At 63.0% G+C, this 22111-nt stretch carries 22 protein-coding genes; 7 read left to right on the plus strand and 15 right to left on the minus strand.

Annotated elements, in window-relative coordinates; all coding sequences use genetic code 11:
• Nucleotides 1-24 precede the first annotated feature (24 nt).
• A complete protein-coding gene (locus QM609_RS23775) occupies nt 25-474 on the minus strand; it encodes a nuclear transport factor 2 family protein (protein WP_003940054.1) in 450 nt (149 codons plus the stop codon).
• Between the two features lie 138 nt (nt 475-612).
• Between QM609_RS23775 and QM609_RS23780 the strand changes: the two genes are divergently transcribed.
• The 6 genes from QM609_RS23780 (at nt 613) to QM609_RS23805 (ending at nt 6069) form a co-directional block, all read left to right on the plus strand.
• Nucleotides 613-1335, plus strand: a complete 723-nt coding sequence (locus tag QM609_RS23780) for an IclR family transcriptional regulator (RefSeq protein ID WP_003939719.1) — start codon at nt 613-615, stop codon at nt 1333-1335.
• Nucleotides 1336-1466: 131 nt separating this feature from the next.
• Complete coding sequence (locus QM609_RS23785; protein WP_050654820.1) at nt 1467-2432, plus strand: pirin family protein; 966 nt, start codon at nt 1467-1469, stop codon at nt 2430-2432.
• A gap of 1 nt (nt 2433) precedes the next feature.
• Nucleotides 2434-3180: a pirin family protein gene (locus tag QM609_RS23790; protein ID WP_003939960.1), complete on the plus strand. Its 747-nt coding sequence runs from the start codon at nt 2434-2436 to the stop codon at nt 3178-3180.
• Between the two features lie 115 nt (nt 3181-3295).
• A complete protein-coding gene (locus QM609_RS23795) occupies nt 3296-4078 on the plus strand; it encodes a pirin family protein (RefSeq protein ID WP_003940511.1) in 783 nt (260 codons plus the stop codon).
• A 44-nt stretch (nt 4079-4122) separates the two neighbouring features.
• Complete coding sequence (locus QM609_RS23800; protein ID WP_050654821.1) at nt 4123-5049, plus strand: PaaI family thioesterase; 927 nt, start codon at nt 4123-4125, stop codon at nt 5047-5049.
• 66 nt (nt 5050-5115) lie between these two features.
• Nucleotides 5116-6069 carry an intradiol ring-cleavage dioxygenase gene (locus tag QM609_RS23805; RefSeq protein ID WP_050654822.1) on the plus strand — a complete coding sequence of 318 codons (954 nt, stop codon included), beginning with the start codon at nt 5116-5118 and terminating at the stop codon, nt 6067-6069.
• A 13-nt stretch (nt 6070-6082) separates the two neighbouring features.
• On the opposite strand, the gene QM609_RS23810 is transcribed toward QM609_RS23805, so the two are convergent.
• The 3 genes from QM609_RS23810 to QM609_RS23820 are packed head-to-tail and all read right to left on the minus strand — an operon-like array spanning nt 6083 to nt 9361.
• Nucleotides 6083-8443, minus strand: a complete 2361-nt coding sequence (locus QM609_RS23810; protein ID WP_050654823.1) for an ATP-binding cassette domain-containing protein — start codon at nt 8441-8443, stop codon at nt 6083-6085.
• Between the two features lie 52 nt (nt 8444-8495).
• The gene (locus tag QM609_RS23815) at nt 8496-8906 is read right to left on the minus strand and encodes a VOC family protein (protein ID WP_003940539.1); all 411 of its coding nucleotides are present in this window, start codon (nt 8904-8906) and stop codon (nt 8496-8498) included.
• A gap of 5 nt (nt 8907-8911) precedes the next feature.
• Complete coding sequence (locus QM609_RS23820; protein WP_030535180.1) at nt 8912-9361, minus strand: helix-turn-helix transcriptional regulator; 450 nt, start codon at nt 9359-9361, stop codon at nt 8912-8914.
• Between the two features lie 112 nt (nt 9362-9473).
• On the opposite strand from QM609_RS23820, the gene QM609_RS23825 reads away from it, so the two are divergent.
• The gene (locus QM609_RS23825) at nt 9474-11432 is read left to right on the plus strand and encodes a M13 family metallopeptidase (protein ID WP_007731407.1); all 1959 of its coding nucleotides are present in this window, start codon (nt 9474-9476) and stop codon (nt 11430-11432) included.
• Between the two features lie 67 nt (nt 11433-11499).
• Here QM609_RS23825 and QM609_RS23830 read toward each other — a convergent pair whose 3' ends face one another.
• The 11 genes from QM609_RS23830 to QM609_RS23880 all read right to left on the minus strand — a co-directional run bounded on the left by QM609_RS23830 (nt 11500) and on the right by QM609_RS23880 (nt 22111).
• Complete coding sequence (locus tag QM609_RS23830; RefSeq protein WP_003940244.1) at nt 11500-11826, minus strand: YnfA family protein; 327 nt, start codon at nt 11824-11826, stop codon at nt 11500-11502.
• 16 nt (nt 11827-11842) lie between these two features.
• Nucleotides 11843-12928, minus strand: coding sequence for an ABC transporter ATP-binding protein (locus QM609_RS23835; protein WP_050654824.1), 1086 nt, complete (start codon nt 12926-12928; stop codon nt 11843-11845).
• A 15-nt stretch (nt 12929-12943) separates the two neighbouring features.
• Nucleotides 12944-14275: an ABC transporter substrate-binding protein gene (locus QM609_RS23840; protein WP_003940485.1), complete on the minus strand. Its 1332-nt coding sequence runs from the start codon at nt 14273-14275 to the stop codon at nt 12944-12946.
• 37 nt (nt 14276-14312) lie between these two features.
• Nucleotides 14313-15215: a carbohydrate ABC transporter permease gene (locus tag QM609_RS23845; RefSeq protein WP_003939837.1), complete on the minus strand. Its 903-nt coding sequence runs from the start codon at nt 15213-15215 to the stop codon at nt 14313-14315.
• The gene (locus tag QM609_RS23850; RefSeq protein ID WP_003940557.1) at nt 15212-16186 is read right to left on the minus strand and encodes a carbohydrate ABC transporter permease; all 975 of its coding nucleotides are present in this window, start codon (nt 16184-16186) and stop codon (nt 15212-15214) included. Before QM609_RS23850 ends, QM609_RS23845 begins: the two co-directional genes overlap by 4 nt.
• 74 nt (nt 16187-16260) lie before the next feature.
• Nucleotides 16261-17184, minus strand: a complete 924-nt coding sequence (locus tag QM609_RS23855; protein WP_007731397.1) for a L,D-transpeptidase — start codon at nt 17182-17184, stop codon at nt 16261-16263.
• Nucleotides 17185-17400: 216 nt separating this feature from the next.
• The gene (locus QM609_RS23860; RefSeq protein ID WP_050654825.1) at nt 17401-19083 is read right to left on the minus strand and encodes an FAD-dependent oxidoreductase; all 1683 of its coding nucleotides are present in this window, start codon (nt 19081-19083) and stop codon (nt 17401-17403) included.
• A gap of 81 nt (nt 19084-19164) precedes the next feature.
• Nucleotides 19165-20046, minus strand: a complete 882-nt coding sequence (locus QM609_RS23865) for a hypothetical protein (RefSeq protein ID WP_050654826.1) — start codon at nt 20044-20046, stop codon at nt 19165-19167.
• Nucleotides 20047-20056: 10 nt separating this feature from the next.
• Nucleotides 20057-20275, minus strand: a complete 219-nt coding sequence (locus QM609_RS23870) for a dodecin (protein ID WP_003939815.1) — start codon at nt 20273-20275, stop codon at nt 20057-20059.
• A 15-nt stretch (nt 20276-20290) separates the two neighbouring features.
• Nucleotides 20291-21502 carry a serine hydrolase domain-containing protein gene (locus tag QM609_RS23875; RefSeq protein ID WP_003940004.1) on the minus strand — a complete coding sequence of 404 codons (1212 nt, stop codon included), beginning with the start codon at nt 21500-21502 and terminating at the stop codon, nt 20291-20293.
• Nucleotides 21503-21610: 108 nt separating this feature from the next.
• Nucleotides 21611-22111, minus strand: a complete 501-nt coding sequence (locus QM609_RS23880) for a DUF6764 family protein (protein ID WP_050654843.1) — start codon at nt 22109-22111, stop codon at nt 21611-21613.

Below are 22111 nucleotides of genomic sequence, written 5' to 3' on the forward strand. Positions count from 1 at the left end.
TTGTGCAAGAAACATTTCGGTACTTCACGCGTGTTCGGACGCTCGGGGCGCGTCGTCACGGGAGACGGTGCGGCGGGCGATCTTCCACTCCTCACCGACCCGAACCACACGATCAGCGACAGTCGTCATCCGCACCAGTCGCGACTCGCCGCCGCGAGCGGTGGCAAAGATCTGCAGGTACCCGCGCACTGCCAGAGCACTCTCGTCCACCGCCTCGACGACGACATTGGTCAGAACGTGACGATGCACCTCGTCGGCAGCTTCCGCCGCAGCGTAGAAGCGAGCAGCAAAAGCCGCAAGGTCGTCGAAACCGACCACGGGTTCCGGATAACTGGGGGAATGAAACTCACCGCCTTCGGTGAATGTCTGCGCCCAATCCTGCTGGCGCCCAGAGTCTATGCAATGACTCTGGTAGCCGTACAGCTGATGGATTGCGACAACGTCCTCCGTTGCCACGACGCGGTAGTTGCTCATGAAGGTTCTCTCCGAACACGCTGCGCTGCATCCACCCGAAGGTTGTGCAGCTTCGTAAAGTGTGCGATAATCGCACACACTGTGCGATATGTTCAAAGCGTAGGTGGCATACCTCACAAACGTCAAGAAAGGGATTTGATGTCAGAGCTGAGCGAGGAACACCGACCGCGCAAAAGTGCAGTTCAAGTGGACTCGAGCATGTCGAAAACGCTGCACCACGGACTCGAGATCCTGGAACTCCTGACGTCCTATCCGCACGGCTTGTCGGTCACCGACATCGCCGACGGCGTGGGAGTCCACCGAACCGTCGCACATCGATTGATCCGCACACTCGAGGCTCATCACCTGTGCCGCAAGGACTCCTTCAAGCGCGTCACTCTCGGCGCCGGGCTGGTCACCCTCGCCGAACCGGTGGAACAAGATTTGCGCACCCTCGCTCGCCCGATTCTTCAAGAACTCGCCGAGGCCACCGAGGCGACCGCACACCTGGTGGTCCGCGAGAGCGACACCGAAGTGCGCGCCCTGATGGTGGTCGAACCGCGCAGCGCCAAAGTCCACGTCGCGTTCCACCCAGGGCAGGTTGATCCGATCGACCGCGGCTCCGCCGGGCTTTCCATCCTTGCCTCACTCCCGCCGACGAGTGGGGAACGAGAGGAAGTGACGGCTGCACGCGCACGCGGCTACGCAGTGACCGTCGGCGAAGTCATCCCGTCCGTCCTGGGGATATCGGCAGTGATTCCCGGCAGACGCCGCGACGCCATCTCCAGCCTCGGAATTTCCGTCTTCGACTCCGAGGACCAAGCAGCGCTGGGCGCCGAGGTCATGGCAGCTGCAAAGACCCTAGGCAGCATGTTGCGCTGATCCAGACGACAGGCTGATCCGAACACCAGTCGGGCCCCGGGAATACCCGGGGCTCGACTTTGTTGACTCCTGATGAGATAGTTGAACAATCAACTACCTGACTTCAGCTTCACGGACACGAGGAGTACGACATGCCTGCTGTGACAGTCGAGAACATCTTGGCCCTGCCCCGCCTCGACGAGCCGGCAGCGTCGGCAGTCGACCGCCCGGTCAAGAGCATCACCACCGCACCGGTCGGATACGAAGGTGAAGGCTTCCCCGTTCACCGCGCCTTCGCCGGCATCGACCTCTCCGCCCTCGACCCCTTCATCCACATGGACCAGATGGGTGAGGTCAACTACGCACCCGGCGAACCCAAGGGCACACCGTGGCACCCCCACCGCGGCTTCGAAACCGTGACCTACATGATCGACGGCATCATGGAGCACCAGGACTCCAACGGCGGCGGCGGCATTATCGGCGGCGGCGACACCCAGTGGATGACGGCGGGTGGCGGCATCCTCCACATCGAAACTCCGCCGGAACACCTCGTCGTCAGTGGCGGCCTGTTCCACGGTGTCCAGCTGTGGGTCAACCTGCCTCGCGACAACAAGATGGCAGCGCCGCGGTACCAGGACATCACCGGTAACAAGGTGGCGCTGCTCTCCTCCCCCGACGGCGGAGCCTTGGTACGCGTCATCGCCGGAGACATCGCCGGCCACGCCGGACCCGGTTCGACGTACACACCCATCGCGCTCTCCCACACGACTGTGGCCCCGGGTGCGAGCCTGACACTTCCGTGGAATCCCGAGTTCAACGCGATCGTCTACGTCCTCGCCGGCGAAGGCACCGTCGGGGCCGAGCGTCGGCCCATTCGTGCCGGACAGACAGCTGTCTTCGGACGTGGTGACTCCATCACCGTCGCCGCTTCCGATCGCCAGGATTCACGGACCGAATCCCTCGAGGTCTTCATCCTCGGCGGCAAGCCGATCCGCGAACCCATCGCGATGGCCGGGCCGTTCGTCATGAACACCAAGTCCGAGGTCATGCAGGCCTTCGAGGACTTCCAGGCCGGACGCCTGGGATCCATCCCGGCGGCACACGAGACGCTGAACTGACATGTCGTCGGTAGTCGTCCAACGAGCTGACGAACGTGCGCATCTCAACTACGGCTGGCTCACGGCGCGTCACAGTTTCCCCTTCGCCGGAAACTTCGATCACGCCGCGTACGCGCACGGACTTCTGTTGGTGAACAACGACGACATCATCGAAGCCGACTACGGTTTCGACACTCATCAGCACCGCGACACCGAGATCGTGACGTGGGTGCTCAGCGGATCTCTGGTTCACCAGGATTCCGCTGGGCACTCCGGGGTCATCCATCGCGGACTCGCGCAGAGAATGAGCGCCGGTACCGGAATCCTGCACTCCGAGCGCAACGATCGCTTCCGGGCCGACGGCTCACGTGTCACCGAGCCCGTTCACCTCGTCCAGATGTGGATACCCCCGGACGAATCCGGAGTGACTCCGAGCTATCAGGAACTCGACATCAACTCCGAACTCGACGGCGGTGGCCTGATCACCCTGGCGTCGGGGATGCCCGCGCATCGCGACCACAGCGCGATCAGCTTGCACAACAAACATGCGGCACTGCATGTTGCTCGCCTCGAGACCGGTGGGTCGGTATCTCTCCCGGATGCGCCGTACGTGCACGGCTTCATCGCCGGTGGCACTGTCGACGTCGAGGGAGTCGGATTGCTCGGTCCGGGAGATTCGTTGCGACTCAAGGATACTGGCGGTCAACGAGTCGAGGGAATCGGCGATGCGGAGATACTCGTGTGGGAGATGCACGCGTCGACGAACTGACGACACCACCGAGTACGCCCAATGTTCGGACTACACAGCAGGTTCGTCGTAGGGTGGATGCCGGTAGTGGCGGATCCCGATTGTGGTGGATCCCGGTGGTACAGAAGGAGGAGCCATGGCATCTGGTCGAGCACAGGCCCCACGGACGACACCGCACATCGATGTGCACCGCTCCGGCGATCGCTTGAAATCCCGCGTCTCCTGGCTGGATTCGAAACATTCGTTCTCGTTCGGACAGCACTACGATCCGGACAACACTCATCACGGATTGCTGCTCGTCAACAACGACGACACCGTACTGGCGGGAACCGGTTTCGACACCCATCCGCACAAGGACATGGAAATCGTGACCTGGGTGCTTCGCGGTTCGCTCGTGCACCAGGATTCCATCGGCCACACCGGCGTCATCTATCCGGGACTCGCCCAGCGCATGAGCGCCGGTACCGGAATCATGCACAGTGAGAAGAACGATTCGTGGCGTATCGGCGGCGAACAGCATTCCGACCCCGTGCATTTCATCCAGATGTGGGTGGTACCGGACGAAGGTGGACTGACCCCCGGTTACGAACAGCTCGAGATCGACGACGAACTGCTGCGCGGCGGTCTGATCCCGGTTGCCTCCGGAATGGAGCGCTACAAGGATCATTCGGCGATTCGCATCAACAACAAGAACGCCGCCATGCATGTCGCACGCATTCTGCCCGGCACCTCCGTGAATCTTCCGGGCGCACGGTTCCTGCACGTCTTCGTCGCGCAGGGCACTGCCGAGATGGAGGGCGTCGGCACACTGTACGAGGGCGATGCTGTCCGGTTGAGCGATTCGGGTGGCCAGCAGCTGACCTCCGACGCCGGGGCCGAAGTCCTCGTCTGGGAGATGCATTCACGCATCGGTGGTTGAGACCCGGTCTCGGCAGGACTCGGCGCGCTGGAGATACTCGACGGATGAGCATCGACAACTCCGCCGCGCCCGTCAAGAAGCTTGACCCACTCAACACATTGATGGGTGTGCGCGCCGTTTCGGTCGAGCCCGGGGACCTGGCCTTCGCGCAGGCCGTCGGCGAGCGATTCCACGATCACCGTGGCAAGACCGTGCTCGGTTCCATCGGCGTCATGATCGACGGTGCCATGGGTGGCGCGGTGTACTCGGGACTGACCTCGGGCCATCAGTCCGTGCTCGCGCAGGTCACGGTCAGTGCGGGCGCCGACATCCCCGACGTCGCGGACGTCGGTGCCACCGGAACACTCGTGCATCTCGACGACGGCGTCGGACTCGCATCCGGGCAACTTCGCGACGAGAACGGCACCCTTCTGGCAGTGATGGCCGGTCGCGCCATGGTGGTCTCGCGTCCCCCCGTCGTGGGAATCGACGACTACGTGGAGGGCGAGCCGCTGCCCGTCCCGACGCCGGAGAAGACAAGCAACCTGAGCGGGTTGTCCGGGTCCGACGTCGTCGAAGGAATCCGCGACGGCAGACTCGAACGCGGTCCACTCGCCGGACTCCTCGATCTTGCTGTCGTCGACGTGACCCCGGGTTCCGTCGTCGGCGAGTTCACACCCGTGGACTGGATGGCCAACCCGTTGGGCGCCGTTCAGGGCGGTGTCCTCATCTCGGCAGTCGACGCCATCACTGGCCTGTCTGCCCAGACCCTGACCAGCGTCGACCAGGACTATCGCGTCCTCGACCACAAGATCGACTTCCTGCGCTCACCCGACATCGGCGGGCCGGTCTTGCGCGCCGAGGCCTCCGTGATTCGTGCCGGGCGCAGGCTCGCGCTGATCGAAACTCGCATCGTCGACGCCGGCGGACAGGTCTATGTGCGGGCCACTTCGAGCATTCAGATGCTCTCCCAGCAAGTTCACAGCGGATAACCAGTTCCGCACCAGGTCGCCCGTCCACCATTGAGACAACAGCCCACACAATGGAGGTACAGCGGCGTGAACAAAGACATCGAAGCGAGCAGGCTGCGCGTGAGCCGTCGACGGGCCCTCGCTCTCGGCGGAACCATCAGTCTCGGCGGGCTCATCGCAGCCTGTTCCGGTAACAGTGGCACCGCCACGACGACTTCGGCCGCGGCTGCATCGACGACAACCACTTCCGGCGCTTCCGCAGCGGCCACGTCCGGCGATGCCGTCACCGCACTTCTGGCCAAAGCACCGCAGTGCGTCATGAGCAAGGAAGAGACACAGGGCCCCTACTGGTTCGACGTCGACTCCATTCGCGGCGACATCCGCGAAGACCGTCCGGGCACCACACTGCAGGTGGCAATGCGCGTGCAGGACAACAGCCAGTGCAACGTCGACGGCAGCATCGGCGCGGTCTCCAACGCCGTAGTCGAGATCTGGCACTGCGACGCCGGCGGCGTGTACTCCGGCTTCGAATCCGGTTCGCTGAGCGCCAACGGCGGCGGCGGTGGCGGCGGAACTCCCCCGGCCGGCGGGATGGGTGAACCTCCGTCAGGTGCACCCGGAGGCGGAATGGGCGGCGGCATGGGAGGGTCCGGTGAGACCTCCGACGGTTCGTACAGCGTCGGCGACACCGAAGCCACCACCACCGACGACGGCACCTATCTGCGCGGGGCGCAGACCACCGATGCAAACGGCATCGCACACTTCACCACGATCTTCCCCGGCTGGTACATGGGCCGCACCACCCACATCCACGTCAAGGTTCACATCGACAAGAAGACGGTCCTCACGTCGCAGACCTTCTTCGACGAGACCCTTCTCGACGAGGTGTACTCGCAGTCCCCGTACAGCGAGCACACCGGTCGTGAGAACAACACGAACAACGCCAGTGACGGCATCTACGACGACACCGGCCTCATGACCGTCGAAAAGCAGTCGGACGGGTCCTACCTCGCCGTCATCAACCTGGGTATCGACGCCTGAGGTAGGAGCCCGGTCAGCTGCCGACGTATACCGCGAGGTGCTTTCCGGTGAGTGTGGAGCCGTCGGCGACGAGCTCCTCGGGAGTGCCCTCGAAGACGATCCGACCGCCGTCGTGACCGGCACCAGGGCCGAGGTCGATGATCCAGTCTGCGTGTGCCATCACCGCTTGGTGGTGCTCGATCACGATGACTGACTTACCGGAATCGACCAGTCGATCGAGCAGGCCGAGCAACTGCTCGACGTCGGCCAGGTGCAGTCCGGTGGTCGGCTCGTCGAGGACGTACACGCCGCCCTTCTCACCCAGGTGGGTTGCCAGCTTGATGCGCTGACGCTCACCGCCCGACAGCGTCGTCAATGGCTGGCCGATCGTGAGGTATCCGAGCCCCACGTCGACCAGTCGGACGAGGATCTTGTGCGCAGCGAGGGTCTTGGCCTCACCCTCGCCGAAGAACTCCTCGGCCTCGGCCACCGACATCGTGAGAACCTCGTTGATGTCCTTGCCACCGAATTTGTATTCGAGTACCTCGGCTTGGAAGCGCTTGCCCTCGCACTCCTCGCAGAGAGTGGCAACGCCGGCCATCATCGCCAGGTCGCTGTAGATGACGCCGTTGCCGTTGCACGTCGGGCAGGCACCCTCGGAGTTGGCACTGAACAGCGCCGGCTTCACGCCGTTGGCCTTCGCGAATGCCTTGCGGATCGGGTCGAGCAGCCCGGTGTACGTTGCCGGGTTGCTCCGGCGCGAGCCACGGATCGCACTCTGATCGACCGACACCACGTCTTCGCGTTTCGCGAGCGAGCCGTGGATCAGCGAACTCTTGCCCGACCCGGCGACACCGGTGACCACGACCAGGACGCCGAGCGGTACGTCGACGTCGACGTCCTGCAGGTTGTGTGCGTTCGCTCCACGAATCTCGATTGCCCCGGTGGACTCGCGAACGGTCTCCTTGATTGCGGCCCGGTCGTCGAAGTGACGGCCGGTGACGGTGTCGCTGGCACGCAAACCGTCGACGGTGCCCTCGAAGCAGACGTTTCCGCCGGCGCTACCCGCACCCGGACCGAGGTCGACGATGTGGTCGGCGATCACGATCGTCTCCGGCTTGTGCTCGACCACGAGCACGGTGTTGCCCTTGTCGCGCAGGCGCAGCAGTAGGTCGTTCATCCTCGCGATGTCGTGCGGATGCAGGCCGGTAGTGGGCTCGTCGAAAACATACGTGATGTCGGTGAGCGAGGAACCCAGGTGACGAATCATCTTGGTGCGCTGAGCTTCACCGCCGGAGAGGGTTCCCGACGGCCGATCGAGACTGAGGTAGCCGAGTCCGATCTCCACGAACGAGTCGAGCGTTTCACCGAGCGTCGTGAGCAACGGCGCGACCGAAGGCTCCTTCAGTCCGCTGACCCATTCCGCGAGATCGCTGATCTGCATCGAGCAGGCGTCGGCGATGTTGACGCCCTTGATCTTCGACGACCGCGCCCCCTCGCTCAGTCGCGTCCCGTCGCACTCGGGGCAGGTGGTGAACGTGATCGCCCGCTCGACGAAAGCCCGGATGTGGGGCTGCATCGCGTCGACGTCCTTGGCCAGGAACGACTTCTGAATCTGCGGAATCAGACCCGTGTACGTCAGGTTGATGCCTTCGACCTTGATCTTGGTCGGCTCTTTGTAGAGCAGATCGTTCAGTTCCTTCTTGGTGTACTTCTTGATCGGCTTGTCGGGATCGAAGAAACCGCAGCCGCGGTAGATCCGGCCGTACCAACCCTCCATGCTGTAGCCGGGGACCGTGATCGCACTCTCGTTGAGCGACTTGGTGTCGTCGTACAACGCGGTCAGATCGAAATCGTTGACCGCCGCTCGTCCCTCACACCGCGGACACATGCCGCCGGTGATCTTGAAGCTGCGACGCTCTTTCGTCTGACGTCCGCCGCGTTCCATCGTGACCGCGCCTGCTCCGGAGATCGAGGCCACGTTGAACGAAAACGCCTGAGGCGAACCGATGTGAGGCTTTCCGAGACGGCTGAACAGGATGCGGAGCATCGCGTTGGCGTCGGTGGCGGTTCCGACGGTCGAGCGCGGGTCGACTCCCATCCGCTGCTGATCGACGATGATCGCGGTGGTCAGGCCGTCGAGAACATCGACGTCCGGCCGCGCGAGCGTCGGCATGAATCCTTGAACGAAAGCGCTGTAGGTCTCGTTGATCATCCGCTGCGATTCCGCGGCGATCGTACTGAACACCAGCGAACTCTTCCCCGAACCGGAGACGCCGGTGAATACCGTCAGCCTCCGCTTCGGGATCTCGACACTGATGTCTTCGAGGTTGTTCACCCGCGCGCCTTGCACGCGGATCAAATCGTGGCTGTCTGCGGTGTGCAAGGCAGTCATCGTGTCTCCATCTGTCAGTCGATCGCCGACGGTCTCAGCGCAGTTGACGGGCTCAGCGCAGTTCTTGAATACGGATCAGGTTTCCCGCTGGGTCCCGGACGGCGCAATCGCGAACGCCGTACGGCTGCTCGGTCGGTTCCTGGACGACGTCGATGTCGCCGGCCTGAAGCCGCTCGAACGTGTCGTCCAGATCTTTGGTGGCCAGGAGAAGTCCGCCGTAAGTGCCCTTGGCCATCATCTCGATGATGGTGCGGCGCTCCTCGTCGGTGATTCCGGGATCGACGGCCGGCGGATGCAGCACGATGGAGGTGCCGGGCTGGCCGGGCGGCCCCACCGTGATCCAACGCATCCCGTCGTAGCCGACGTCGTTGCGAACCTCGAAGCCGAGCGTGTCGCGATAGAAGTTCAGGGCGGCTTCAGGGTCGTCCTGCGGAAGGAAACTCGAGTGAATGGTGATGTCCATGGCGATCACGTTAATTGCGGCTGCGCGGTCTGCGCTTCTCGATTCCTGATCGGTCTGGTGACTTGTTTGGACACGCAGGACGGCATTCCTGCCGTCGACTGCTCGGCCTCGCGCCGATAGACACTGGGCGGAACCCCCACCAATTCGGTGAACTTGCTGCTGAAAGTGCCGAGAGAGCTGCAACCGACCTCGAAGCAGACGTCCGTGACACTGAGATCTCCGCGCCGCAGTAACGCCATCGCTCGCTCGATTCGCCTGGTCATCAGGTAGGCGTACGGCGGTTCTCCGTATGCCTGACGGAATTGGCGACTGAGATGCCCCGCAGACATGTTCACTCCCCGCGCGAGCGCCTCCACGTCCAGAGGCCGCGCGTACTCCCGGTCGATACGGTCTCGCACACGTCGTAGTCGCGCGAGGTCCTGCAGGTGCGGATCTGCGGCAGGTCTGCTGGTCACGTATTCGATCGTGCCATGCCATACCGACGTTGCCCAGCACAAGAGATGAACTCGGCGTGGAGCGATCGCGCACACACCGAGCAGTTCGTCATGATCGTGTAAGGATGGAGAAATGACCACGGCTCATCGCTCAGGCATCGACCTCACCCACCTCGACGGCGACACACGGGCGCAGGACGATCTGTTCGTCCACGTCAACGGAAAATGGCTCGCCGAATACGAGATTCCGGCAGACCGCGCAGTCGACGGGGCCTTCCGGACGCTCTACGACAAGGCCGAAGAAGACGTACAGACCATCATCACTGAAGCCGCGGAGTCCAACTCGGCCGCCGGTACCGATGCACAGCGCATCGGCGACCTGTACTCGAGCTTCATGGACGCCGACGCCGTGGAGGCCGCAGGCCTCGGCCCCATCGACGACGAGCTCGACGCCGTCGCCGATGCGCCGGACCGGTCGTCGCTGGCCACCGTGATCGGACGCCACCAGCGCGTCGGCGTCGGCGGTGCCATCTCGCATTACGTCGACACCGATGCCAAGAACTCCGAGCGGTACCTGATCCACTTCAGCCAGTCGGGAATCAGCCTCCCCGACGAGTCGTACTACCGCGAGGACAACTACGCGGAGATCCGCGAGAAGTACGTCGCGCACATCGACAAGATGTTCACCCTCGCCGGCGTCGGCTACGACGCCCAGCGTGTGTTCGAGCTCGAGAAGAAGATCGCGGCCGGGCATTGGGACGTCGTCAAGCGTCGTGACGCAGATTTGAGTTACAACCTGGTGGGCTTCGAGGAACTGACCGAGCAGAACCCCGGTTTGGACTGGGCGGCATGGCTGTCCGGTCTCGGCGCCGATTCGGAGAAGTTCGCCGAGATCGTGGTCCGCCAGCCCGAATTCCTGCACACCTTCACCGCACTCTGGGCGTCGGAGTCACTGGACGACTGGAAGGCATGGGCGGCGTGGAAGGTGCTTCATGCCCGCTCCCCTTACCTGCATTCGGCCCTGGTCGACGAGACTTTCGCTTTCTACGGCACCACACTGTCCGGGACCGAAGAGAACCGTGAGCGCTGGAAGCGCGGGGTAAGCCTGGTCCAGGATCTGCTCGGCGAGGCAGTCGGCAAGCTCTACGTCGATCGACACTTCCCCGCAGAGGCGAAGACCCGCATGCTGGAACTGGTCGCAAACCTGCAGGAGGCGTACCGCCGCAACATCTCCGACCTCGAGTGGATGAGCCCGCAGACTCGTGAGGCTGCATTGGCCAAGCTCGAGAAGTTCACCCCGAAGATCGGTTACCCCGACAAGTGGCGCGACTACGCCGGACTCGAGATCTCGGCAACCGACCTGGTGGGCAACTACCGTCGCGGATACGCCGCCGAGTACGACCGTGACCTGGCCAAGCTGGGCGGCCCCGTCGACCGTGACGAGTGGTTCATGACACCGCAGACCGTCAACGCCTACTACAACCCGGGCATGAACGAAATCGTCTTCCCCGCAGCCATTCTCCAGCCGCCGTTCTTCGACGCGGCAGCCGACGACGCTGCCAACTACGGCGGCATCGGCGCCGTCATCGGCCACGAGATCGGTCACGGATTCGACGATCAGGGCGCCAAGTACGACGGCGACGGCAACATGGTCGACTGGTGGACCGACGAGGACCGCAGCGAATTCGGCAAGCGCACAAAGGCTCTCATCGAGCAGTACAACGAGTTCGAGCCCAAGGAACTGCCGGGCCACCACGTCAACGGCGAGTTCACGATCGGCGAGAACATCGGCGACCTCGGCGGGCTGTCGATCGCGATCGCGGCGTACAAGATCGCGACCGAAGGTACCGAACCTCCGGTCATCGACGGACTCACCGGCTTGCAGCGCGTGTTCTTCGGGTGGGCGCAGGTATGGCGCACGAAGGCCCGTGAGGCCGAAGCGCTTCGCCGTCTGGCCGTCGACCCGCACTCGCCGCCGGAGTTCCGGTGCAACGGCGTCGTCCGCAACCTCGACACGTTCCACGAGGAGTTCGACGTCAAGCCCGGTGACGCACTGTATTTGGAGCCGGAGAAGCGTGTGAAGATCTGGTAGCAGGGGCAAGCCCCTGTGCGCGCTTAGGGACCCCCTGGACTCCCTGAGCGCGCACGGGGCCGAAGGCCTACCGGGCGTACATGATCACCCCGACGCCGACCAGACAGATCAGCGCACCGGCGATGTCGAAACGATCCGGGCGGAATCCGTCCATCACCACCGCCCACAGCAGTGAACCTGCGACGAAGATCCCGCCGTACGCGGCGAGGATGCGCCCGAAGTTCGCATCGGGTTGCATGGTGGCCACCAGACCGTAGAGGCCGAGCGAGATGACGCCGAGCCCCACCCAGATCCATCCCTTGTGCTCGCGAATTCCCTGCCACACCAACCACGCGCCCCCGATTTCGAGCAGCGCGGCGAGTACGAACAGCAACAGCGAACGTGCGACGGTCATGCCGCACACAGTATCGCTACAGACGTACTCCGGTCTCCGCGGAAAAGAAGTACACCTCGCCGGCCTTGGGCAGCAGATGAAGCGACTCCCCCGGTGCCACCGACATCTTCCGGTCGACGCGAATGACGATTCGACCGGATCGGCTCTGCCACTGCGAATCCGGGGCACCCTTTGCATAGACGAACGATTCGGCTCCCAACTCTTCGAGCAGATCGGCATCCACGGCCAGCGAGCCCTTTCGCCACGCTCCCACCAGATCCCACGATTCCGGGCGCACTCCCACGACGACCCGCTCCCGCTCGGACGCCCCGGTGGGCAGCGGAATCCGCAGATCACCGAGCACTGCGACGGTTCCCTCGACCGGCGCTTCGATCAGGTTCATGCCGGGCGATCCGATGAAGACGGCCACAAAGGTGTTGACGGGGTTGTCGTAGAGTTCGCGCGGCTTCGCCACCTGCTGCAAGCGACCGTCCAGCATCACCGCCACTCGGTCCCCCATCGTCATCGCTTCGACCTGATCGTGGGTGACGTAGACCGTCGTGGTGCCGAGTCGACGCTGTAGGGCGGCGATCTGCGACCGTGTGCTGACGCGCAGTTTGGCGTCCAGATTACTGAGTGGTTCGTCCATGCAGAACACCTTGGGATGGCGAACGATGGCTCTACCCATGGCAACTCGCTGACGTTGCCCGCCCGACAGCTTTGCCGGTTTCCGTCCGAGCAAGGGTTCGAGTTCGAGCATCCGCGCGGCCTCGAGTACCCGTTCCCGTCGCTCGGCCTTTCCCACTCCCGCGTTCTGGAGCGCAAAACCCATGTTCTGCTCGACGGTCATGTTCGGGTACAGCGCGTAACTCTGAAACACCATGGCGACGTCACGTGCTCGCGGAGCGAGGTGCGTGACGTCCGTGCCGCCGATCTCGATCCGGCCGTCCGACGCGGACTCGAGACCGGCGAGCATTCGCAGGCTGGTGGACTTACCGCAACCGGAAGGTCCTACGAGTACCAGGAACTCACCGTCGGCGATGTCGAGGTCGAGACGGTCGACTGCCGGTCGATCGGTTCCTTCGTAGCGGTGCGTGACTCCCGCGAATTGCACGTTGGCCATGAGTGTTCTCTCCTACTACTTCGGCAGCTTGGGGGTGATCTGCCGGTCGATGATCTGCTGCAACTGCGTGGCAACGCCGGCGAATGTCGATGCGACGTCGGCCTTCTGGAGAGCGATCTGCTCGAGTCCGGTGCCGATGATCTGATCCCCACCCGGGACGAACACGCGTGCGTAGTCCTGCGAGCGCGTACGCGAGAGCTGATCCACAGCGGTACGGGAGTTGGGGTTCGCGTCGAGGAACGCCTTCATGCTCGGCTCCGAGGTTGCCGACTTGCGGACCGGCATGTAGCCGACGTTCTGCGAGAAGTACGCCGTGTTCTCACCATTGGTGATGAAGTCGATGAACTTGAGCGCGTTCTTCTTACGCTGATCGGAGATCTTGGACGGGATGGCAAGCCCGGCACCGCCGGTGGGGCAACCGGGAGTTCCGTCCACTGCCGGGAGGAAAGCGGTGCCGAAGTCGAAGTTGGCAGTCTTCTTGATGCCGGACAGATCGCCCGTCGACGCGATGGTCGACGCCAGAATGCCGGTACCGAATTCGTTCGCGATGTCAGTGGAGACCGCGGCGTACTTCTTGTCATGAATCATGCTGGAGAGGAACTGCCCTGCGGCAATGGTCTTCTCGTTGTCGAGCTGCAGATTCCACTGGTCGGAGTACGAGCCGCCGAACGTCCAGATTGGGCCTTCGTAGGTCCAGCCGAGGTAATCCTTCGCGTTGCCCCACCCGTGTGCCAACTTGCCGTTGCCCACGACCTTCTGCAGCTCGGGTCCCCACTCGTCGAACTCCTGCCATGTCGCCGGCCCACGGTCGGGAAGACCTGCCTGCGACCAGACCGCCTTGTTGTAGTAGAACAACGGCGTCGACCGCGCGTAGGGAAGCGCATAGTGCTTGCCCTGGAACAGGTAGTCGGCGAGCAGTGAATCGACGTAGTCGGCCGAGTCGACCCCCACCTCGGAGAAGAGTCCGTCGAGCGGCTCGATTGCCCCGGCCAGTGCATAGTTGAACCACCAGACATCGGACAGCACAACCACATCGGGCACATCTCCACCGGAGAGGGCAGCGTTGAACTTCTGTGCCACCTCTTCGTAGTTCTTGCCGCCGTCCACCAAGTTGACCTTCAGGTCCGGGTACTTGGTCTGGAAGCGGTTGATCAGTTCCTTCTCCACGTCGGTGGACTTACCCGGGTGGTTCGACCAGAAGGTGATGGTGTTGGAATCACCCGACGCACCGGATGTTCCCGCAGCATCAGCGCTCGACCCGCCGGATCCCGCGCACGCGGTCAGTGCGGCTCCGGCGGCGATTGCACCGCCGAGGCTCAAGAATCCGCGCCTGTTCATGTTTGCCATTACTGCTCCTCGAGAAAGAAATGTGACGGGAAAGCTGTCAGCCCTTGACCGCACCGGAGGTGAGGCCCTTGATCATGTGTCTTTGCAGCAGAAGGAAAATCACCAGGATCGGTAGCATCGTCAGCACCGTTCCTGCCATGACCGGACCCCAGTTGGTAAGTCCGTCGTTGTTCTGCAGTTGGGTCAATCCGATCGGCAGCGGCGCTACCGAGGAATCGTCGGACATGAGGAACGGCCACAGGTACTCGTTCCATTCGTTGACCACCGTGATGATGCCGAACGCCACCATCGTGGGTCCGGAAACGGGGAGCACCACGCGCCAGAGCAACCGCCAGTGGCCGGCTCCGTCCATCCGCGCCGCCTCGACGATCTCCGAAGGGATCGAGAGGAAGTGGTTGCGCATGAGGAACGTACCGAAGGCTACACCCGCGAGCGGAACTATGATGCCCTGGAACGTGTTACGCCAGCCCCACTCTGCCACGAGCGCGTAATTCGAGATCACGGTGATCTGGTTCGGAACCATCAATGCGGCGATGATTCCGAGAAAGACGAAGTTCTTCCCCGGGAAGCGCAGGAAAACAAGCCCATAGGCGCTGAGAGTCCCCAGAACGAACTTCGCCGCCGACAGAATCGTCGTGATCACTATCGAGTTCCGCAAGAACATCCAGAACGGGACCGATGTGGTTGCTTCCGAATAGTTTTCGGGATGCAGCGACGACGGCCACCACGTTGCCGGCTGCGTGTAGATCTCCGGGCGCTCCTTGAACGAGGTCATCACGATCCAGTAGAGCGGCAGGACGATGATGACCAACGCGATCACCATTGCCGCATAGCCGAGGATCTTCACACCGACCTCACGCCGGTCCACGTTCTTGCGGTCCGGCCCCGGCCTAACGACGGAAGTCGGAGCAGCGCTTTTCTTTTCCTCTACCGCTGTCATTTCTCTTCTCCCCGATCCATGGCACGAACCTGGTAGACGGTGATGATCAGCAGGATCAGGAACATGATGGTGGCAACCGTCGCACCGTAGCCCGCCCGGAAGTTTCGGAACGTCTCGTTGTACACCTGGTAGACCATCGTCGTCGTCCCCGTACCCAGCGGGCCACCACGGGTCATGACGTTGATGATGTCGAAGACCTGGAGCGAGTTGAGCATGACGGTGATGGAGAGGAAGAACGTCGTCGGGCGCAACTGAGGTAGGAGAACCCGGCGGAACTTGGTCCACGGCTTGGCACCGTCGATTTCGGCGGCTTCGTTCAACTCTTGCCGAACTCCTTGCAGCGCAGCGAGATAGATGACAAACGTGTAGCCGAGGTTCTTCCACATGTATGTCACCGTCACCATGAACAGCGCCCAGTGGGGGTCCTGATAGAAGTCGGGCGATTGGAGTCCGACGCGGTGCAGGAGATCCTGGATCAGACCGAAGTTGGGGTCGAAGACGAACTGAAACGCGACACCGATCGCTGCACCGGAGATGACGAACGGAGCGAAGATGGCCGACCGGACCAGGTTTCGCCCGACGAGCTTGCGATCGAGCAGCATGGCCAACGCCAAACCGATGACCATCGAACCCACCACTGTGACCAATGTGAATACCACTGTGTTGGTGACGATCTGCCAGGTGTCGCTTCGTCCGAACCACTCGCGGTAATTGCTCAGCCCGATGAACGTCGCCTTCGGGTCCGCAATGTTCCAGTCGAAGAACGAAAGTCGGATGTTGTCCACCAGCGGGCGATAGGTGAACAAGATCAGCAACGCGAGATTGGGACCTACCAAGAGCGCGAACAGCGCGTAATCACGCCATGGTCTGCCCCACAGACCTGGCTTGCCTGAAGTGGGCAGCGTTCTTTCCGGACTCGATCTCACTGAGGCAGTCTGACCGCCCGCAACGAATGAATGGTGAACGTACAAGACACTCGAGCTGAACGCGACACGAAAAAGGCCCTGCGCGAATACTTCTCGCGCAGGGCCTTCCTCGTCGATGTCTAGCGGTTCCAGTCACCCAATCCGTCGGCGCCGCTGAGGACTCCACCTGCGGTGTTCTGCACGATCACCGGGTCGCCCTTGCCAGCGTTCTCGAAGAACCACTTGGCATCCTCGGTGCTGACATTGAGGCAGCCGTGGCTGACGTTGGTGAAACCCTGTTGCGCAACCGACCACGGAGCTGCATGGACGAAGATGCCACTGTAGGAAATTCGCGTCGCGTACTCGACGTAGGTGCGGTACCCCTCGGGAGAATCGATCGGAACGCCGTACGTGGACGAATCCATGTACATGTCGCGCAGCTGCTCGCCGACGATGTACGTGCCGTTCGGTGTTTCGTGGCCCGGCTTGCCGAACGACGTCGGCATGGTGCGCACGACCTCGCCGTTGCGGGTGACCGTGACCTGCTTGGTGTTGTCGTCCGCGACCGTGACGAGCGCATCACCGATGTTGAACGTGGAGTGCGAATCACCGGCGTCGACGGTCACGGAGATGTTCGCCGGCCAGAACTGTGTCGGCTTCCAACGGACCTGGCTGTCGTTGATCCAGTAGAAGCTGCCCTCGACCGGCGGATCGGTGGTCACGCGAATAGCGCGTTCGGCCGTCGCACGGTCGCCGACGGCCTCGTTGAATCGAATGATGATCGGCTGCGCGATACCGACGGTCTCACCCGCAGACGGATTGAGTGACGGAGCGGAGAAGTTGGGGACGCCGATGGGCGCCTGGATCGGCGTACCCGGGATGCCCGGAACCGGAATTGCCGGGTCGAGGTACGGAACGCCGGGGATCACGGGCAACGGAATGTCGGGTCCACCGGGAAAGAGCGGAACAGCCGCGGAGGGTCCGGCCAGAGCGAGGCCGGCGGCCACTGCTCCGACGATTGCCACGGCAACCCGTGACGTCCGACGACCCTGTTTGCTGCCCATGTCACTACCTTCGCTCGACTGACCACGTACTCACGTGGATCGTGCGCGGCCGGCATCGATACCCGCCTGGTACCGATGCCGATGCACCATTCGGACGCACCCGCTCGGAGCACACCTACACACCCGAGCACACCGAAGAGAGCAAACCGCACATTTCCATAGTCATTAACACACAAAAGCGGCAATCGAGCAATTCGGATGTTCGCCCAAACGTTGCTATCCCTCGCTCCGGGCAGCCGCCAACATGGATTCGATGGAGATGAGTTTGGTTCGCGGCCGTCCGGTTGCGGCACCGGATGCGCGTTCTGCCTTGTCGATACGCTGCCAACCTTGATAGTCCACCTGATCCGGCGACCGGTCTGCCAACAAAACCTGCAACTTGTCGGCATCCTCGGTCGGGGCGGCGAGGCGCCCACCAGCGAAGTCGTCGAAGATCATCGACACGGTCTCGGCGGAGCAGTACTTGTTGGTGCCGATCACGCCAGTCGGTCCGCGCTTGATCCAACCCGCGACGTAGACACCCGGGATCGGCGTGCCGGTCTCGGTGTCGATTACTCTGCCGTTCTCGTTGGGGATCACGCCGCGAGCGTCGTCGAAGGGCAAGTCGGCCATCGGTGTGCCGCGGTATCCGACCGACCGAAGCACCAGTGAAGTGTCGATCGTCTCCTCGGTCTCGGTAGGCCGGGCGGAGAGCTGACCGGTCGGCGTTGCCACCAATTCGTTTTTCACGATCCTCACCTGTGAGACTGCCCCGTCGCCGAGGACCTCGACGGGAGAGGTGAGGAACCGGAGAACGATCCGCTTGCGAGAAGGATCTGCGGTACGCGAAGCAAATTCCTGCGCCTGCTTGACCTTGAGCAGGACGGACGGCTCGGCGGCATCGCTGTCCACGAACGCCTGACTGGCCTCGTCGAGTTCGGCTTCGATCGGGTCGACGACTACGTCCACGTTCGCCATCTGTCCGAGCGCCAACAGTTCGGGATTGGTGTACGCGGCCTGCGCCGGCCCACGACGCCCGAGAATGACCACCTCACGAATCTTGCTGTTCCGCAGCGCTTCCAATGCGTGCTCGGCGAGGTCCGTCTTCGCAAGCTGGTCAGGGTCGGTCACCAGGATGCGTGCGACGTCGAGTGCGACGTTGCCGTTTCCGACGATCACCGCTCGCTCGCCGGACAGATCGAAAGTCCGATCGGCATATCCCGGGTGGCCGTTGTACCAGGCGACGAACTCGGTGGCGGCGTGACTTCCCGGCAGATCCTCGCCCGGGATCTCGAGCTTGCGATCCCCGGCAGCGCCCACCGCGTAGATCACTGCGTGGTGATGGTCCAAGAGTTCCGAATGCGAGATGTGGGTGCCCACCTCGACGTTGAAGTGGCAGCGCACAGTCTTCTTCGCGACGACGGCGCGGAACTGATCGGTGACCCCCTTGGTTCCGGGATGGTCTGGCGCCACGCCGGCGCGCACCAAACCGTATGGAGTGGGAAGTCGATCGAACATGTCGACCTCGACGCGAGGCTTGCCGGTCAGTTCCATCGCCGCGTAGCAGGCGGCCGGGCCGGAGCCGACGATCGCTACTTTCAGCGTTCCCAGTTCGGGATCGATCTTGGCCATCGTGATCGGCTCGGGCCAATCCGGGCCCATCGGATGCTTCTCGAAGTACGACGCGTTCATCTGCAGGTACGGCGCGTCGTCCTCGTCGAGTTCGTTGTCCGGGAAGATCGCCTCGACCGGGCATTCGTCCACACACGCACCACAATCGATGCAGGTGTCGGGATCGATGTAGAGCATTTCGGTGGTCGCGAACGGGGCTTCGTCCGGTGTCGGGTGAATGCAATTGACCGGACACACGTCAACACACGAGGCGTCGTTGCAGCACGGCTGCGTGATCACATACGCCATGACATTCCCCTATCCCTGAAACACGAAGCTCGAACTGGTTCCCAGACTATAACGTGTTCCAATTTGGCGCGAGAATCGTTTTCAGATCACCCCATTGCGCTTCAGCAGCCACACCGCCTGCACGGTGGCGTGACCGCGCCATTCCAACGCCGCGACGGGCGAATAGCTGTCGAAATCCACCGCCCAACCGCCGTCGCCATGTTGTCGCGCAGCGAGCGCAGACAGTTCGGACTCGATCACTGATGCGTCGAACAACGCGCGGGTCGGGCCGCCGGGAAGCGGTGAGAAATCGAGGGGCCGCATGAATTCGCCCTCGGCTCCCCCGTCCACGTGAACCAAGCCGTCAGCCGGGATACGCGAACCAAGAGTGCTCACCAACGACGACGCTTCGGGACTGTTCCGGTGAACCGCGTCGAGAAACTGCAAGGCAAAGGCCAGCTCGAGGGCGTGCAGAGAATCCGCTCCGTCGATCGCGTCGAGGCAATATCGAACGGCAGAGGCGAACCACGGATGTTCGGCGACGGCCTCGTCGAATTCGGCAACGCGAGCCGCTGCAGCACACACGATGCTGGTGATCTGCAACGACGGCGCCAACGGATCCGCATCCACCCAGAAGGGCGCACAACCGGCCGGGTCGGCGATCGGGAAGGCGAACGGCAAACCGCCGTCTGCCAGCGAATTGGTCTGCAACCAGTCGCACAGTTCGACCGCTCTGGGCGTCGGCGTTCCGATGTCGGCAAAGGCTTCGAAGGCGTGCAGCGCGCCGCCAGGTTGGCTCGATGCCGAGCGAAGATCCGGTTCGAGTCCCCAGCCGTACCCACCGTCCGGGTTGCGATAACTGTCCACAGCCGCCAATGCCGCGGTCCGGTCACCCTGTCCGAGAATCAAATTCAGTCGATGCCGATCGAGAGTTCTGGCATGTCCCGCCATGAACCCGACGGCCGCCCTGAGATCAACACTCATGAACGACGACTCAAGATTCGTCGCCGTCGAGCCGGAAGCCGACCTTCAACGTGACCTGGAAATGCGCCACGGCGCCGTTCTCGATGTGACCGCGAGTTTCCACCACCTCGAACCATTCGAGGTTGCGTACCGTCTCGTTCGCCCGGGCGATGGCGGTGCGAATTGCCGCGTCACTGCTCTCGGTGGACGAGCCGACGATCTCGGTCACCCGGTACACGTTGCTGCTCATGGCATTCCCTTCGTGTCAGATTCGACGAACCAACTCCTGCGCCTCGGCGCCGAGCCTCGCAAGGCGAAGATCACCGAGAGCTGTCACAGCACTACCCAACCTGTTGGTGGTGAAACCGAGCGAGAGTCCGCTGGACAGGTCCGCATACGCGCCTGAACCGCCGACTCCGTAGTGGCCTATCGCATTCCGCGGCTGCCGCCGCGCGGCAATGATCGGCGGGTGGTAACCGAGAGTCCAGTTGGGCCGCACCGCCAGCACGTAATCCCGATCGCGAGTCTGGATGGTCGACATCTGGTCGATGGTCGATTCCTTCAGGAACCGCTTCCCGTCGATCACGCCGCCGTTCGCGATGGCGCCGTACATCTTCGCGAGAGCACGCGCGCTGAACACTCCGTTCCAGCCCGGCATGACGGCGTCGTGGACAGCCGGGTTGCGCACCATGACGTCGAAACCGTCCGGCATCGCGGCCTCCGCGAGTCCGCGAGTCGGACCGACGTGTGAGAGCACGGTCGACGCGAAGGCCCAGTTCAAGCCGGCAGGGTTGATATGTGGGAACAGCTTCGCGATCCGTGGACGCTCGGTTTCGGGTACGCGGTACCAGAATTCGTCGACTCCGAGGGGCTTCGCTATCTCCGCTTGTACGACGTCGATGAACGGCTGACCGGACACCCTGGCCACAAGTTCGGCTACCAACCAGCCGTAGGTCACAGCGTGATAGCCGGGGCCTCGAAGCCGACGCGGATCCGGTTTCTCGGCAGCCAGGGCGGCAACGACCGCGTCGTAGTCCATCAGGTCGAGAGGATGCGGCATCAAGCCGCGAACTCGGTGAAGGCCCGCGCGATGTGACATCAGTTCACGGACGGTGATCTTGTCCTTGCCGGCCGCCGCGAATTCAGGCCAGTACCGAGCAACCGGGGCGTCGTAGTCGATCAACCCACGTTCGGCGAGTCGGTGAACGACGGTGCTGGCGACGCCTTTGCCGGTCGAGAACGACAGCGACACCGTGTCGTGGTCCCAGCGCCGATCACGATCGGCATTGCCGGCCCAGATGTCGAGAACTTTCTCGCCTCCCAGGTACACGACCAGCGCGCCGCCGCCTTGTTGCGGTTGGCGATACATCGCGAAAAAGCGGTCGGCCAAGGGAAGGAATCGCCGGTCCACGTACAGCTCGGTGCGCGAAGGCACCTCCACCCGGGCGAGCGAACCCCGTCGTGCACTGGGAGTCATCGCGTCCTCCGATCCCCGCTGATCAAGTTGTCCGGTCACCCGATCGGTGGCAGGAGCTTGACACCATTGTGACCACTGTCACGCAAGAGGCTCAGGGCCGGGGTGCCCTCACGGGGTGACCCACGTCGAAGTGCCGTCGCTGAAACATCCCTGACCTGTGGCGATATTGAAAACAAGGGTGGGACCACCTGAGCAGATCGCCCCGACGTCCGCGTCACCCACTGCCGCTCTGCCGCCAGGTCCGCTGAGCACGACGGCAAAGGGTGAGGAGTCGGTGCGACCGAGTGCGAGCGAACCCGGGCCGTACGCGACGGCGGCAAGTAACCCACCGCGCGACTCCGCCGCAGCAACGCCGCCGAAGAGGCCGAGGCCTGCCGACCTGCCGCCGTCTCGAGAATCCGCGACGCCGACGCCGTCGCCCTCGACGTGTGAAATCGCGTAACTGGAGGCATCTGCCACCGCTCGGCATGCGGATGACCCGTCGACGATCGTCTGATCTTGCCCGCGCGCCGAACAATCCAACGTCGCGGCTGACGCTGTTCCGCTACCGAGTGACAATCCGAAGGCGGCAAGAATCACGCCGCCCACCGCTAAGCTTGCTGCTCGCAT

Origin of the sequence: Rhodococcus sp. IEGM 1302 (assembly GCF_030056935.1) — a bacterium.
Taxonomy (GTDB): domain Bacteria; phylum Actinomycetota; class Actinomycetes; order Mycobacteriales; family Mycobacteriaceae; genus Rhodococcus_F; species Rhodococcus_F qingshengii.